The sequence below is a fragment of the Sulfurimonas sp. SWIR-19 genome (genome assembly GCF_020410885.1).
GTDB classification, from domain to species: domain Bacteria; phylum Campylobacterota; class Campylobacteria; order Campylobacterales; family Sulfurimonadaceae; genus Sulfurimonas; species Sulfurimonas sediminis.
Window position 1 is genome coordinate 1,042,856 of the sequence record NZ_CP084578.1, and the last position, 16,589, is coordinate 1,059,444.

Here is a 16,589-nt window from a genome sequence, read left to right on the forward strand (position 1 = left end):
GTTTTTTTGAGAACTGATTTAATTAATTGCAATAACAAATAAAACTAGAAACTTAAATATGCTATAATATGCAGTAATTAGGGAAAAAGCAAGATTATGACAAAAGTATTTTTAGAACCAATTGTTTTAAAAGTGGAAAATGAAAATCTGGTGGTGGATGCTTTTTCCAAAAAAAGTTATGAAAAATTAAAAGATTTTGATAAAAACAAAAGAGTTCAATTAAAAAGAAGAACTGCAAAAAGAAAGCTTTTATTAGTTGATCTCTTTTGCGAATAAATAAATTTGAAAGGAAATGGTTATGGCAATAATACATATAAATCAAAGAGCTAAAGCTGAGAGTGGTTATATTGTCAGTGGTGATGATGCTAAAAAATTGGTAGATTATCTCTTTAATCAGACTCCTGAACAGGTGAAAGCTTCTGTAAAAAAGAAAATTGACAGATTTAAAAGAATTAATGCAAAAAAAATAGATATATAAACCGTGTCAAAAATTGTAGAAATATCTTCTTACTTTCCCTCTAAAAATAGTTTTAAAAACTCTGTTAGTGATGTAAAATGTGATGAGCATAAGATACTTGTAGATTATTTGAAACAATTCGCATATAAACACTCACTTGATGGACTCTATAAAACATATCTTTTTTTAACCAGTGATGATAAATCGGCTGCTTACATATCATTCTCCCTAACTACCATTGAGGGAAATGATGCAAAAAATTATTTTGATGTACCACTAGGCTTAAACTATCCTATACCTGCATTAAAAATAACAAGACTGCTTACATCTGATCAATATACAAGAAAAGGTATAGCTACAAGACTGCTGTTTTTTACAGACCTACTAGGATTTATCTTATCAAGCCAAATAGGGTGTAAAGCCATTGTAGTAGATGCTAAAGATGATGCTGTAGATTTTTATAGGTTTAATGGCTATGATATACTAAATCAAGAAGATGATAGTATAGATACACTTTTTATGATCAAAAAAATAGAGACAACCCACGAATATAATAAAAATTTAAATATAATTCTTGAAGAATTTATGGAGTTCTGCAATGATTACTCTTTAAATATTTATAGTAGTTTTATAAAATCCTTACAAAAAAAGGTATGTTTACTTTGAGAATTATTATTGCTACTGTATTTTTAAGGATTAAATTTTTTACTTCTATTTCAAATTCAAAAGCAATTTTATAAAGGTGTTTTCAATTGTAATAAACATCATGTTCTTTAGTTTCAATTTTTAGAGGCATTTTTGAAAATATTAGTGATAAAAATAGCGATAAATAGGGAGTTATAAGGTGCAGATAAGAGTCTATTACGAAGATACAGACACAGGTGGTGTTGTATATCATTCTAACTACTTAAATTTTTTATTAGTAAATTTAAAAATGTTCTTTATAAAGTATTAGTTATAATTTAACTTATAAAATAATATTTGTACAGTTAGGAAGAATTATGTCTAAGGGTAGAAAGAAGAAACTTGAAATTCTTTTAGAAGAAAAAACTCCATATAAAAGTTTTTCTGAAATATCTGTGTCGAATGAAATGCTTATATGGGAATATATAAATGTGAGAGATTCCTCTAAAAAACTAGAAAAGATTGCTTTGTCAAGAAAAGCAGATGAAAAGTATTGGACTGATTTGATTCCTTCTCGTGGTCCAATAGCTAAAATGATGCTTACAAAATTAACCACTGATTCTAAAGGAAAGGCCACTTATATATTTGATAAATATCCAAATAAAAAGATTTTATTGAATGAACTGGTATATTCTGTAGCAGATCTTTGTTTAATCAAAAATATAGATAGAAATACTGCTTCCCGATATATCTATGCAATTAATTCTTTTATGGATTATCTAGTTCAAAATAAATATGAAAATATTAAGTCTGTTAATGATATGAATTTAGATTTTCAGAGTTTACTTAGAATAGAACTGTCAAATAAACAAAGTAAAATATTTAATGAATATGGTAAAAGATCATATACTAGAAATATTTTAGTTTATGCAATAAATAAATTTGGAAAAAATGAAAATATTCTTAATCAAAGTATATTACTACGTAAAAAGATGACAGGTTCAAAACCAAGGATGGATTTATCTCAAGAAATTGCTGTACAACTTTTATCTGCTTCAATTGTAGAGATGGATGCAATAATGAAAAAACGAGAGAAACTTGAAAAGGAATGGAGACCTACTTATCATAATAAATCATTTGATTCTTTGGAAAATTTAGCTAATGCATATTTAAATTATCCTCAAATATTTCATAAAAAAACATCTACGAGAGCAACACTTGCTAGTATAGCTAATTATAGAGCAAAGTATGATAGATTATGTTTATCTGTATATGGTTATAAATTGAGTGATCTGAGCGAAAATGATCTTGCCAAATTAGCTTTAAAAGGCGAGAATATTGATGAACTACAAAACCCTAGAATGATGGCATGGTTTATTGATGATGTATTGATTGACTATCCTCTCAAATGTGGTAAAAAAGTTTCAGCAGATACCCCTATGTCAAAATATTGTCATTGGAATTATAATGCAGGTCTTAGAAGTTTTTTAATAGGGAAAAACACTTATGAAAATCCTTCAGAGCTTTTAAGTCTTTTTTATGAAATTCTATCAATTAAATATCCTTTTATTCAACAATTGGTTCCTTTTATGCTTTACTGGATATTACAGACGGGGTCTAATACTGAAGCTCTTTTTAATATGGAGTGGAGAGAGAAAATTGGAGATAAATACTTTGAAATAGGAGAATATAGTCCGTTTGGCGATACACCGGTTATTAGGAGTTATAAAAATAGAGGAACAAAAAACTGGTATTGGTTTCCTTTGAATCCAAATGAAAAAAATGGTCTTTATGATATATTTTTATTTTTAAAAAAATATTTAAAGGAATTATGGAAATATAATTCTATTTATCAAATTGAAAAATCTTCAAAAAATTCTTTTTGGACTTATATCGTATCTAACCAATCTCACGGTTTTGTTGCAAAGCCAGTGAATAGAAATATTTTTAGTTATGAATTATCAAAATTTCTTCAACGGAATAAAATTATTTCAAAAGATGGAAATGTGATCAAAAGCATTGAACTTGCAAGGTTGAGAAATACATTTATAACAGCAGCTGATTTAGCTGGAGCTTCACTCGAAGAAATTAAGGAATGGATTAGGCATGATAGCTTTGATACAAGATTTACAAATTATGGAAATTCTCCAGATCAAAGAAGTAGAAACTTTAATGCAATTTATGCAATTCAAGAATCTATAATTGATAGTGCAAAAAATTTTAAAGCAATCCTATAAAGAATAACTTAAACGGAGCGAAAAAATAAAAAAGACAATAGTCCCGTAACAATAAACTTTCAAAGAACATTTTTAAGAGCCTTTTGGCTCTTAAGAGCGTTTGATTTTTGAAGCACTTTTTACAAGTCATTATCTAGAATTTGACTCAAGTGTTTCAATGATCAAACAACTAAAAAACTGTTTGGTTGACAATGATAAAGTGCTAGGTGCCCCTTGAGGGTATAGACTGTTATATAATTGTCTATATAGTGTTTATCAAGTTCTATAACAACTTATTGTTAAATAGTTGAATGAAACTCAAGATGCTGATGCCTGAAATACCCTTTGAGGATTATAGGCAACATTGTTTTTATAAATAGCTAAAATGATATGAGCAAGTTTCCTTGCAACAATGACTACAGCCTCTTTTTTGGCTCTGCCTTGAGAGACCTTGTCTCTAAAGAGCTTATTAAGTTCATTATTATGTCTAATAGCTGCAATGGCAGCTTGATATAACGCTTTTTTAGCTAACTTTGCACCTCTCTTTGCAATAGGACCATAACTAAGCTTATTGCCAGATTGCTCCAGTGTAGGATAGAGGCCCAAATAACCAATAAGATGAGAGTTGTTTTTAAACCTGCTCAAATCCCCACACTCACTAATGAGTGCAAAGATGGTTTTATCACTTACACCAGGAATGGTTCGAAGGTTATCAATAATATCCATGACCTCTTGCTCCTCATCCCTCTCAAGTTGTGGTGCTTGATGAAAAAGCTTTAGCATCTCATTTTCAAGCTCTTTAAGCTCCTCTTGTAGAAGTTTAATAAGTCGAATATGAGACTTTATGACATAAGCTCTCTCATCTACACCATTACCCTGATAGACAGAGTGTTTGGCTAACTCTAAAAGCTTTTGTGCTTTTTGCTCATTAAAGTTATTGCCTTTAATACCTCGAAAGGTTTTAAGTATCCTCTGCGCACTGGCATACTCATAATGCTTTGCAGTTGGATACTTTTCAAGTAGAGCAAGCCCCGTTACATTAAATGGGTCTTTTATTACCTGTTCCATCTCAGGAAATACTACAGCTAAGAGTGTAGATATCTGTCGTTTATGCTTTTTTATCTCCTCAAGGAGATTATTCTTATGTCTATAGAGTGATTTAATACTTTGGTAAGTATCTTCACTCACATAAGCTTTAGAGTATCTACCTGATTTGATAAGAGCTGCTATCATTAAAGCATCAATGTTGTCATTTTTTACTTTTTTCATACTGTCCATCTCTCTAAATCTATTTGTTTGATAAGGATTGAGTAATAGTACATTAAATCCTTTTTCACTCAAATAAAGGTAGAGATTTTCAAAGAAGATTCCTGTTGCTTCCATACCAATGGTAAAGGTTGAAACTTCATCAATAGAGTTCAAAAGTAAAACCAATTCACTAAAGCCATTCTCGTCATTATTAAACTTGAGTGACTTCTTTATTACTTTATCATCTTGATTAACCACACAGGCAACATGAAAACTCTTTGCTATATCTATACCTACATAATAGTGCATTGTGCATCCTTTCATTTGTTTAACTTTTTCTTACAGCCTCGTAACGATAGAGGATTGAGATAAAACCCATCCTGGCATCCTATAGGTAAGTTACTTAGGTTAAACGCAGTATGCTTTCTTAGATAGTGGTATAAAACCTCATAAGGAAAAACGACTGTCATTCAACTCTTTAACTGTAAGTTGTTTTAGTATTTGACAAACACAAAAACGACTTTATCAAAAACTAAAAAACAATTATCAAACCACTACTCCCTTGGATGTAATGACTTGATAAATTTATTATACGAGGGAAAATATATGCAAAGCATAATCAGAAAGAATATCAATTAAAGAAAAGTTTAAGTTCTTCTTTCTTATCAAGATGTACAGATAATAAAAATCCACATTATACAGGGGTTCAAGATGTTAACGATAATGAAATTTGTATTGATTGGGACAATTGTTTAGCATGTTCAAATTCTAGAGTATTTAAAGAGCACTTACCTAGAATTTGTTACAGGATTATGCAGTATGAAAAATTTCAATCTGTAATGACTGCTGATGAGTGGGAAAATAATTATGGAAGTAAATATTTGATTGCTAAAGATGTGTTAAAAAAATGGATAGATAATGGTGGGACACACGATGATCTTGATTTGGCATGGGAAGAAGCGAAATCAGGTAAAGTGAAATTGCCTGCTATTTTTCCTCAAGGTTTTATGAAAACACTACCTAATAACAATAAACTAGTGAGCTAATATGACACAAAACAAAATGGAAATAATTAATTTTACTAATTTAAAAAATAGTTTTTCGTCAATTGAAAATTTAGCTTTATATCTCAGTGATAAAAAAGTCACGAAATATTCTCATTTTAATGATCAAAGGTGGATTTTTGATACAAGGCCAGACAAAACATCTTTTAGTTTTTTAATACATAAAAAACAACTTCAAAACAAACCATTAGAATTGTTTTGGAAATTATTTATTTATCTAACTACAGTAGGTTTGCCTGAAGTATCTGTCAGAAATAAAGGGAAAATTAGACACTCTTATACGTCAACAACTCTATTTGAATTTTTACAAAAAATTCATTACCCTGGAAATATTTCAAGATTTATTCTTTTTACCCCTGAAGAATGTGATAAATTTATATCTTTTATTAAAGAGAAGAAAACAAGTATAGAGAATCAAAGACAAAAGTTATCGATTGTTCAAGTTTGGTACCAAATTAATAGATATTTACCTTCTATATATCAGCTTCCAACCGATCCGTTGAGAGGGAAAAAAATAATTGAAATTTTTCCTGAACAACAAAATAGTAAAAGCGAAGATGAATTAGGATGGTTGCCTATACCTATAAATGATGCACTTTTTATTACAAGAGAATCAATAAGGTGGGTTGAAGATTACGGTGATAATATTTTAAATATTCATAAAAAATGGATAGATTACTTTGGTACGAAGCCTAAAATAAGTAAGTTTACAGCTTTTGGAAAAAAATATAATAATACAGGTGGAAGAAATACAGCAGTAAAATTTAAATTAATTGAAATTATTATGGAAGAAGTAAAAAAACCATCGTTAGATCATCCTTTTTATGAATTATGGCATATTGGTCATAATCTATTAAAACAAAAAATGGGATTTACTGAAGCAAATTCTAAAATTTCAAGGGTTTATTATAGTAATGTGGTACGTTCATTGTATGGTGCATGTTTAATATTAATTTTATTCTCAACGGGAATGAGAAAATCAGAGCTTTATTCTTTACAAAGAGGTTGTTTAGATACAATTAGTAATTCAGATATTCCTTTGGTTGAAAATGAAGTGCTTAAGACTGATATTGGGGTAACTAAAATACCAATTAGTGAAGTTGGTGCAAAAGCAATTCGTCTTTTAGAAAAGTTGGGTAAAATTCTTTCTAGTCAAGAACAAGGTCCCCTTTTAGTTCCTGTCGAACGTGTAAAGAATGATGATGATCCCAATAAACTTGCATCTGTTCCATCACATGTTCCTTCAATGATGCAAAAATTCTGTGACATTATCGGTTATGGTAAAGCACCACACCCTCATCAATTTAGACATACTCTCGCAGCTGCTGTTTGGGAACGTACAGAGCAAGCTCCTGTTTTATTAAAGATTCTTTATAATCACTCTAGTTTATCTATGACACTTCATTATTTACGAAGAAATCCTATTGTCAAATATGCAAAAAAAGAGTTATTTAGACGTAAATATTTGCCATTAGTTCAACAAGTAGTTCAATATCAAAAAAATAATGAAATAGTTGGTCCTGCAAGTAAACGGGTTAAAAAAATGGCCGAATATATTGCAAACAGTGATGAATTTGCAGGAAAAACTGAAAAAGAATTGACACTTGCTCTTGAGGAATTGTTTATGAGTATGATTGAACAAGACCAAATGAGATTATTTTTAACTCCATTTTGTGTTTGTATGCGTTTAAACTCGAGTGCTTCAAAGAGTCCTTGTATGCTAATCGAAGATCATAGTGATGCAAAAAACGCACCAAATCGGACACCCATAACGTTTTAGTTCGGACACCTGTGACGATTTTAAATCGGACAGTGATGACGGAAATGATTCGGACACTTTTACTAAAAAAGCGTCAACAAAGATTCGTTTAAGAAAGAGATATTTTCTAAATTCAAATACACTCTTTGTAAATTTATTTACAAGGGTGTTGAAAATGAGGATTATATCCATGAGATCAGTTCGTGATATTGTAAAGTACCATAGTATGGGCTTGTCAATCAGAAAGATACATGACGCTACAGGAGTAGCCAAAAGTACCGTTGCAGATTATATCAAACGGTTTAAAGAGCTTGGATTGTCAATAGAACAGATTGATGTTTTAGATGATGATGCACTCAAACTACAGTTTTTCCCCGATGTAGCCAGTGTCGTCGTCTCACGCAAAGCGATGCCAAACTTCAACTATATCCACCAAGAGCTCAAACTGCGTAAAAAAACCAAAGTGACACTCTATCTGTTGTGGGAAGAGTATAAAGAGGATAATCCGGATGGGTATCAGTACACCCAGTTTCGCGTGTACTACCGCCGCTTCGTCAAAAAACTCAACCCCTCCATGCGCCAGACACACCTTGCGGGTGAGAAGATGTTTGTAGACTACAGCGGTGTTACTATGCCAATACACAATCAAAGAACCGGTGAAGTGGAGTATGCACAGATATTCATAGCCGTACTTGGTGCAAGTGGATACACCTTCGTTCACGCTACCCCAAGTCAAAGACAGGAGGACTTCATCTACTCCCATGTCAAGTGTTATGGGTTCTTTGGTGGAGTGCCAAGAGTGGCAGTTCCCGATAATCTCAAAAGTGCCATCATCTCCAATAATAAAAACGGTATCGTCGTCAATGAGAGCTATGCAGACCTCAATCGCCACTATGGCGTCATAGTAAATCCCGCACGCCCAAGAAAGCCAAAAGACAAACCAAAAGCAGAACAGGGTGTCCAAGCGATTCAACGCTACATTCTCGCACGCTTTCGCCACCATAAGTTTTTCAGTGTCGATGAGCTCAACGAAGCTATAGCGGAGTTGCTCGATAGATACAACAACAAGATTATAAAACATCTCCAAAAGAGTAGAACAGAGCTCTTTAATGAGCTCGATGCACCCTATCTCAATCCACTGTCTGCAAACAGCTATGTCTATAAACAGTTCAAGATTGCAAAAGTGCATCAGGATTACCATATAAGCCTTGAGAAATGCAACTACTCCGTACCTTACAAATATATCAAAGAAGAGGTAGAGGTACGATACTCCACACAGAGTGTCTATATCTACCACAAGAACAGGCTCATCGCTACACATCCACGCCTGCGAAGAGTCGGTGAGTGCTCGACACTGCATGAACATATGCCAAGTAAACATCAGTATGTAAACGAGAGTATGAATCCACAAAGACTGCGCTCTTGGGCAAAAAAGATAGGTGAATTCAGCAGTGTGTTTGTGGAGGATATATTTGCATCGATGGAGTATCCACCACAGGCGTATAATAAAATAGTAGCCATCTTATCGTTGGCAAAACTCTATGGTAACACAGAGCTGGAGTTGGCGCTGATGTATGCTACAAAGCATAACACCACAACCACAAAGTCGATCAGATCGATACTCGATAAAAAGCTCTATCTGAGTGACAGTGCCAATAATGTGCAACCATCATCACAGTACGCACTCTTTAACAACCACTCCAATATCCGCGGTGCGGATGAGTACAAATAGAAATAACAATCAAACAACAAAAAAAAACAAGGACAAAAGAATGAATCACACTACCGTTGTCAACAAACTGACAGAACTTGGCTATAAGGGCTTTAAAGAGGCATATATGCAACAGATGGAGGATATCAACTACGATTCTATGGGGTTTAGCGAAAGACTCTATCAGCTTCTTGATGCGCAGGATATATTTTTACGCAATAAACGCATTATCATGAATCACAGACTCTCAAAAATCAAAGACAAGCAAGCAGCACTCGATGCTATAGACTATACACCACAAAGAGGGATCAACAAAGCACAGATCAGGTCATTATCTTCACTCAACTTCATCGATGCCAGACAGAACATCATCATTACCGGTAAAACTGGGACTGGAAAGAGCTATCTCGCTCAAGCGTTTGCCAATAAGGCTATATTTGATGGGTACAAAGCCTACTATGTAAGAACTCCTTCATTACTTGAGGAGATAAAAATTGCAAGGTTGGATGGAACTTATACTAATCTGCTTAAAAAGTATTCAAGATTTAAACTGCTGATTCTTGATGACTTCGGTGTGATACCTATGGGTGAAGATGATGCAACGAATCTCTTTGAGATCATAGAGGACAGAACACAGATTAATTCTACAATTATCACTTCACAGCTTCCTGTAAGTGAGTGGTATAACTATCTCAACAACAACACCATTGCAGATGCAATTTTAGACAGAATTGTTCACTCCTCCCATAGAATAGAACTGAGTGGTCCATCGATGCGAAAACTCAAATCGAGCATCAAAACTGATGAATATTAAAAAATCATTCGGACACTTTATGCTAAAATGGCGTTACAGAAAATATTCTCTTTCTTGGTGTCCGATTTGAAACGCGTTGGGTGTCCGGATGCTCCGTCATATGCATAGTGACACTGTTTTAGCTACTTTACCACGAACAGACCGATGTGTTGGTTCTGTATGTCAAGATTCTCTTTTTACACCATTACATCAAGATGCTCTTAATGAAAGTATGAGTTTTTATGAAAACTATTTAGATCAAATTCCAGAAGATATGAAAGGTAATGTTCTTATAGCAAAAGTTGCACAAAAAGAGATTAAAAAATATAAAAAAATAACTTGGAGCTTAAATAATGCCTAGAGGTTTTACCGATTCAATTCATAGAGCAAAAGAGTCTTTTGAGGAGCTAAAAAAAGAGTCTTTACTTAAAGGAAAGAATATTGCTAATATATCGAATGTCGCTAAAAATAGTGGAACAAGTAGAACTAATCTTTATGATCAAAAAAATGAAGAATGGAAACAGCTAAGAGAAGATATCGATTTATTTTCGAAAGAGTTTAAAAGCCTATCAAAGGGAAAATATAAAAATCCAGTTGTAGAAAAATATAAAGAAGAGTCAAAATCTTGGGAGGAAAAATATAAATCTATGTCTTCTCAAAATTTAGAACTTTTAGATAGAATAAATTCATTAGAACAAATTATAGATGAAAAACAATCAACTATCTATTTATTGCAAAAAAGACTTGGTGAGAGAGAAGAACTTCTGTTGAAGCTAAGTAAACAAAAAGAGGAAATATGAGTAAAAAACATTTATTTAAGACGACTGTGTACTATGAAGATACTGATGCAGGAGGGGTTGTGTACCATTCTAAGTATCTTAATTTTTGTGAACGTGCAAGGTCAAATATTTTTTTTCAACAAAATCATACACCTATGGAAAATGGATTTCACTTTGTTGTTAAAAAATTAACTGCTAATTTTTTATTCTCTGCTAAACTTGGAGATTCTGTTAAAGTGGAAACATATGTAACCGAAATAAAAAAAGCTTCTTTAGTTATGAAGCAAGTTATGTATTTGAATCATAATGATAAAAAGTTATTTGAAATGGAAGTTTTACTTGCTTGTTTACATGAAGATAAAGTTTCTAAGATACCTGATGATTTTTTAAAGTTACTGTCTGATGAGAAGGAGCTAAAGCAATAGGTAATATAATAGAAGTAAAAAAAGAAATCACAAAATTGATTGATTATTATGAAACATTTGGTTTAAAAGGCATGTTGCCACAAAACTTATCAGAAGTATTTTTGCAAGAATTTGTATTCGAATATGAAGCTTTTAAAAATAATACTATAGATAAACATGCACCCTCCATGATCCTGATGGCAGTTATTATTTTTGAGCATAAGTATAGAAAAATACCGCTTGAAGAAGTTGAACTAATTGTACAGCCAGAAAAATTGATTGAAAAATACAATTTTTATGGTATGGCAGTAGTTGTTGAAGATTTACGTAGAAAAGGTGTTGTTGATATATCTCAAAATGATTTGCCAAATGTGGAAAATATTTTTGATTTAAATAGAGAGGTTGTAATAGAGATTTGATTTCTAAACTTATTTGAATAATTTTTGATAGAAATATGCTACATCCTATTTGCTGCCATTTTGTGTTAAGTTTAAAGTTTTTTGTGTAAAATACAACTAAATTCAATAAATAAGAGATTAAAAATTTGGAGTTTAAGATGAGTAAAAAAGAACGATATGCACAGCATAAATTTGAGTGGTCATATATTGAATAATTATAACACTGATATTAATATCATAGGTAGTATCCCTGACTATGAACTTATCTATAAAGCTATTGAGCTATTTAGCACAAAGAATGATGAATTAGAGCAACTAATAGTAACAGATAATCAATTTGACTTTAGAACTGAGAAGTCAAGAAAAAGGTTCCTCTCGGCTGTCTATTCAGCATTTTTAAATTTCAATTCAGATACTCATAAAGAATTATTAATCCAACTTTTTAATACAAATTTATCTTTACAGTCAAAACAGATGATACTATTTTGGCAATTTTCATTCACAAATCAGCTTTTTTATGAAATTACAAAAAATGTTTTTATTAAATCTTATTTTTCTGGAAGAGTTTCTTTACCTAAAGATGATGTAGTTGCTTTTATAAAAGAGATTATTTTACAAACTCCAGAGTTAAAAGATTTATGGTCTGAAATAACTATAAATACAATTGCATCTAAATATTTAACAATGTTAAAGAAGTTGAATTTAGTAGATGGGACATCTAAAAAAACTTTTAAACATATACAACTCTCAAATGAAGAATTGCTTATATTTATATATTTTATAAAAACACTTGAGCCTGAAAATACAAATGTTTTAAAATCAAAGTATATTGATTTTTCATTTGTGTCTCAAGATAGTTTTTTAAATAAAGTAAAGCAGTTGGCAAAAAAAGAACTCTTTGAGATGTCTTATAATGGAGAACAATTAAAAATTGAATTAAATCAAACTTATCGAGGGATTAACTAATGTCGTATCAACTAGAATATAAACAAAAATTTGATGATTTAGATTACAGGTTAAATAATCTTGATGAGCTTAGAAGAATAGCTAATGGCGGTAATAGTATATTATTTACTTACCCACCAGAAGATGAGCATCTTTATATTAAAAAAGCTATTGAGCTGTATCAATCAAAAGCTCATTTTATAGATATAGCTCAACTCTTAGTTAACTTTATCGATCAAGATGGAATTAAGGAGTTTGAAGATTTATATAGAGATTTTATAAATACTCCACATGAACTATTTAGATCTAAAGATGATCCCATAACAGATTTATACGACATGATCATCTCTGAAATCAAAAAAGCTTTTAATGAAGGTAAAATACCTATTATTGTAAGAACTGGATCATTATATGGAACAGGTATAGAGAATAATAATATAATGGAACATAAAGATATTATGAACAATCAAATCCCATTAGTAGTTTTTTATCCATCCAAAATTAAAGATGACACAATATATTTTTTAAATTTTAAAATTGCAAATAAGTACAGATGTACAGTAGTTAAATAAAGAGGAACCATATGTCAATAATAGCAGAAATACTAACACTTGATTTAAACGAAGATATCAAAAATGTAATAGATTTAGAAGATAGATCAGAAGATGAGATACAACAAGAGATTGAGAGCTATATTGTAACAGAAGGTCTTGCAAGACATTTATCAAACTTTTGTAATCAATATACTTCAAACATAAAAGAAACAGGTGTATGGATATCCGGTTTTTATGGTTCTGGTAAGTCTTACTTTGGAAAGATGTTAGGTTACATTATAGACAATCCTACTATAAATGGTACAAGTGCGATAGATAGGTTTATGCCCAGAATAAAAGGTGTCAAAGATGAAAGTTTTTTAGAAAACTATATCAGAAGTATTGATGCAATTAATTCAAGAGTTGTTTTCCTTGATGTTGCAAAACAAAATACTGACAATAGTTTAGCTTATACACTTTTTTCAAACTTTTTAAAAAACTTAGGATTCAGAAGTGATCTTTATGGATATATGGAATATGAACTTTTCATAGATGGTAAATATGAGTTTTTAGAAAAGAAATCCCTTGAGCTTTTTTCTAAACCTTGGAATGAATTAAAAGTTAGTAACCGCGAAGTAGCTCGTGCTATGAGACAAATATATCTAGCTCTAGATTATAGCGAAGATGACTACAACGACACAAAACAAATATACAGTGATGCAATAGATAATTTCGATGCTGTGAAATTAAAAGAAGAACTTGAAAAATATCTTTTAAAAGTAAAAGATGAAACTTTAGTATTTATATTTGATGAAGCAAGTGAAGCAATTAGTCAAAAAAAATTCACACTTCTTGACCTTGAAGGTATAAGTGAGGCATTTTCAAACTCAAGTTTGGGTTCAAGAGTTTGGACAATAGCAATCGCGCAAGAGAAACTTGATGATGTTATCAACAACTCAAATGTAAGCAAAAGCAATCTTATCAAAGTAACTGATAGATTCAAAACTAAACTACACTTAGAAGCAACAGAAGTTGATGTCATTATTAAATCAAGACTTTTAAAGAAAAAAGATGAGTACTATGCTAAACTAGTGGAATATCATAAAAAAAATGATGGACTTATTTCAGATGCAACAAATCTAAAATCATCCTTTCCTACAAAAACAGCTGATGCACACGAATTTGCAACTTACTACCCATTTCATAAATATCAGTTCAATTTGCTACAAAAGTTTTTATTTAGTTCAAATGCCTTGGCAGCAACTCAAATAGCAGCAAGAGGGATGATAATAACTACTTTTGATGTACTAAGAAAACAACTAAAAGATAAAGCCTTATTTGACTTCACAACAATGCATCAAGTATGTACACAAGCCCAAACTCAGCCACCATCATCTTTGGGTGTAAAATATGAACATGCTAAACAAATACTGGAAAATATAGGCTCAAAAATAGATGGTGTTAATTTACTAAAAACTATCCATTTTTTAAGTGAATCAGAACTTGCATTTGCTAATGTTGAAAACATTACAAAAGGGTATATTTCTGACTTACAAACATACTATGAGTATAAATCAGAAGTGGAAAAAGCTCTTGATACACTAGTAGAACAAAAGCAACTGCTACTTACAAACAATAACTACAAAATTACATCTGATGAAGAGAGTAAGCTTCTTGAAGAGATGAATGATTTTGATGTGGAACTGTTTATTAAAAAAAGAGATATGGTAAATTACCTTAAAAAAACAGGTCTATTTAACCAGGTTTCTACTATCAATGATGATGCACAACCGTATAAGTTTAATATCATTACAGATCAAGATGATGAAATTAATTCATCAGCCAACAAACAACTTGGCTTTTGTGTATACAGTCTTTTCAACATAGATGGTTCAAGAGAAGATTTTGTGGAGGAGTTAAAGCTTGAAACACAGTATGATAAAAATAAGATTACACTCATACCCCAAACAGATAAGTTTCATGAGATAGATAAGCTTATAGGTGATATTAAAAAATACTCTCATATGGAAGAAAAGTATGCCACTGAGAGTGATAATACTATAAAAGGGATTATAAGAGAGTTTTCAACCATAAAAGAAGAAGCTGAAAAATCACTTATATCTAAGCTTAGAGAAGCATATGTTAATGGTTCAGTGCTTTACATGTATGATGAAACTTTTTTAAATGCAGACAGCTTTAAAGGTTCTGTTAATCAAGTGCAAAGAAAATTAATCAAGAATATTTATACAAAAAGATTAAACTCTTCACTTTCTGAATCAATAGCATCTAAATTATTGAACGAGAATGCAAACGATAAACTAAGTAGATATTTATCTAGTGATGATTTTGCATTTTTTGATAAGAATGGAAACTTTGTAGGGGATAGTCTTAAAGTAGTTGAAGAGATAGGCTCAAAACTAACAAGATTTATAGATGGAAAATCATTGGAGATGGAATTTTCACTTGCACCTTGGGGTTATACTTTTGGAACTATAGTAACTACACTGGCAGCACTTTTTAGAGCAGGAAGACTTATAGTTAAATTTAACGGTCAAGATTTCTTTTCATACAATGAAAAAGCAGTACATGATGTATTTAAAAATACAACAAAGTTTAAATCCGCTTCGTTTAAAATACTTAACAAGTCACTCTCTTCATCTGATAAAAATCTTTTGGTTCAGACATTACTAGACTTGGATTTTAAAACTCATACTGGAAAATCTATTGACTGGAATACAAATGATTTTGACTTGGCAGATGCTGTTAAAATTTTGGCAGATCGGTTTATCGGCGAAATTTCAGGTATGCAAAATACAGTAGATAATTTTGACACTTTATTTAGCGAGATTGCTTCATTTAAATCAACACTACAACCTTACACTTCTAAAACTATGGAATCAAACTACTTAGATAAAATCGAACAATTCTTAGCTTCAAAAGAAGAATTTAGTGATGCTATATCTAAAATACTAAAAGCTCAAAAGTTTATAAAAAATAATCTAGACACTGTGAAAGGATTTAGACGATTTTTCCATGATGTAAATGCTGAACTTAAAAAAGCTTCTAGACAAAACCTAAAGATTGAAGAATATATAAATGAGTTTGATACACTATTTAATGAAAATATGGTTAAAAACTTTTCTTCACTTCAACAATTAGCAATTAGTACAAAAGATGAATATTACAATATGATGAAGTCAAGTTTTGAGATGATGTCATCATCATATTCAAATCTTTTAAAAGAAGTAGAAACTGCTATAGTTGAATTAAGCAGCTATCCAGCAGAGTTAAACAGTATCAACAGTTCAAAACTTAATAACTTAAAAACTTATGCCCAGCAAAGAGTTGTAAATGATATACGGCTAGAGTATCACACTAAATGTCAAAACAGTGGATATACTCTATCAGATATCTTAAACTATATTGATTTACTTCCATCAAAAGAAACTGAACTAGCAGTGATAAAATCAAGCTTTATAAAAGAAGTTCCAAAAGCACCAGAGCCAGGTGAGCCAGCTAAAAAAGAGGCGACAAAGGTATCTTTTAGTTTTCCAAATAGAGTAATGAGTGTGAAAGCATATAGAAGATTTTTAGCTTCAAAACTTCAAGAGATAGCTTCTAAAGATGAAAATGACGAAATAGAAATCGGATATTAAAA

The 16,589-nt window shown here is 31.1% G+C and carries 16 protein-coding genes and 1 pseudogene; 16 read left to right on the plus strand and 1 reads right to left on the minus strand.

Going from position 1 to position 16,589, the window contains the following annotated elements; all coding sequences use genetic code 11:
- The first annotated feature begins 96 nt into the window (after positions 1–96).
- From LCX93_RS05410 to LCX93_RS05430, 5 genes and pseudogenes are all read left to right on the plus strand, one after another.
- The gene (locus LCX93_RS05410) at positions 97–276 is read left to right on the plus strand and encodes a hypothetical protein (protein ID WP_226069200.1); all 180 of its coding nucleotides are present in this window, start codon (positions 97–99) and stop codon (positions 274–276) included.
- Positions 277–298: 22 nt separating this feature from the next.
- Positions 299–478 carry a hypothetical protein gene (locus LCX93_RS05415; protein WP_226069201.1) on the plus strand — a complete coding sequence of 60 codons (180 nt, stop codon included), beginning with the start codon at positions 299–301 and terminating at the stop codon, positions 476–478.
- Between the two features lie 3 nt (positions 479–481).
- Positions 482–1,123 carry a GNAT family protein gene (locus LCX93_RS05420; RefSeq protein WP_226069202.1) on the plus strand — a complete coding sequence of 214 codons (642 nt, stop codon included), beginning with the start codon at positions 482–484 and terminating at the stop codon, positions 1,121–1,123.
- A gap of 178 nt (positions 1,124–1,301) precedes the next feature.
- Positions 1,302–1,373 (plus strand): annotated as a pseudogene (locus LCX93_RS05425) (acyl-CoA thioesterase); the annotation flags it as partial.
- An 85-nt stretch (positions 1,374–1,458) separates the two neighbouring features.
- A complete protein-coding gene (locus LCX93_RS05430) occupies positions 1,459–3,318 on the plus strand; it encodes a hypothetical protein (RefSeq protein WP_226069203.1) in 1,860 nt (619 codons plus the stop codon).
- Between the two features lie 297 nt (positions 3,319–3,615).
- On the opposite strand, the gene LCX93_RS05435 is transcribed toward LCX93_RS05430, so the two are convergent.
- Positions 3,616–4,854, minus strand: a complete 1,239-nt coding sequence (locus tag LCX93_RS05435; RefSeq protein ID WP_226065297.1) for an IS110 family RNA-guided transposase — start codon at positions 4,852–4,854, stop codon at positions 3,616–3,618.
- A gap of 503 nt (positions 4,855–5,357) precedes the next feature.
- Between LCX93_RS05435 and LCX93_RS05440 the strand changes: the two genes are divergently transcribed.
- From LCX93_RS05440 to brxC, 11 genes are all read left to right on the plus strand, one after another.
- The gene (locus LCX93_RS05440; protein WP_226069204.1) at positions 5,358–5,591 is read left to right on the plus strand and encodes a hypothetical protein; all 234 of its coding nucleotides are present in this window, start codon (positions 5,358–5,360) and stop codon (positions 5,589–5,591) included.
- A 16-nt stretch (positions 5,592–5,607) separates the two neighbouring features.
- Complete coding sequence (locus LCX93_RS05445; RefSeq protein WP_226069206.1) at positions 5,608–7,389, plus strand: tyrosine-type recombinase/integrase; 1,782 nt, start codon at positions 5,608–5,610, stop codon at positions 7,387–7,389.
- A gap of 169 nt (positions 7,390–7,558) precedes the next feature.
- Entirely contained in the window at positions 7,559–9,100 is a 1,542-nt protein-coding gene (gene istA, locus LCX93_RS05450; protein ID WP_226066118.1) for an IS21 family transposase, read from the plus strand.
- Between the two features lie 40 nt (positions 9,101–9,140).
- A complete protein-coding gene (gene istB, locus LCX93_RS05455; RefSeq protein WP_226065210.1) occupies positions 9,141–9,893 on the plus strand; it encodes an IS21-like element helper ATPase IstB in 753 nt (250 codons plus the stop codon).
- Between the two features lie 100 nt (positions 9,894–9,993).
- A complete protein-coding gene (locus LCX93_RS05460; RefSeq protein ID WP_226069209.1) occupies positions 9,994–10,233 on the plus strand; it encodes a hypothetical protein in 240 nt (79 codons plus the stop codon).
- A complete protein-coding gene (locus tag LCX93_RS05465) occupies positions 10,226–10,672 on the plus strand; it encodes a hypothetical protein (RefSeq protein ID WP_226069211.1) in 447 nt (148 codons plus the stop codon). The genes LCX93_RS05460 and LCX93_RS05465 overlap by 8 nt, the downstream gene beginning before the upstream one ends.
- A complete protein-coding gene (locus LCX93_RS05470) occupies positions 10,669–11,076 on the plus strand; it encodes a YbgC/FadM family acyl-CoA thioesterase (RefSeq protein WP_226069212.1) in 408 nt (135 codons plus the stop codon). The genes LCX93_RS05465 and LCX93_RS05470 overlap by 4 nt, the downstream gene beginning before the upstream one ends.
- A 35-nt stretch (positions 11,077–11,111) precedes the next feature.
- On the plus strand, positions 11,112–11,474 hold the full coding sequence (locus LCX93_RS05475) for a hypothetical protein (protein ID WP_226069214.1): 363 nt from the start codon (positions 11,112–11,114) through the stop codon (positions 11,472–11,474).
- Positions 11,475–11,630: 156 nt separating this feature from the next.
- Positions 11,631–12,419, plus strand: coding sequence for a BrxA family protein (locus tag LCX93_RS05480; RefSeq protein WP_226069219.1), 789 nt, complete (start codon positions 11,631–11,633; stop codon positions 12,417–12,419).
- Positions 12,419–12,970, plus strand: coding sequence for a BREX protein BrxB domain-containing protein (locus LCX93_RS05485; RefSeq protein ID WP_226069220.1), 552 nt, complete (start codon positions 12,419–12,421; stop codon positions 12,968–12,970). The genes LCX93_RS05480 and LCX93_RS05485 overlap by 1 nt, the downstream gene beginning before the upstream one ends.
- Before the next feature lie 11 nt (positions 12,971–12,981).
- Positions 12,982–16,587, plus strand: a complete 3,606-nt coding sequence (gene brxC / locus LCX93_RS05490; RefSeq protein ID WP_226069221.1) for a BREX system P-loop protein BrxC — start codon at positions 12,982–12,984, stop codon at positions 16,585–16,587.
- Positions 16,588–16,589 lie beyond the last annotated feature (2 nt).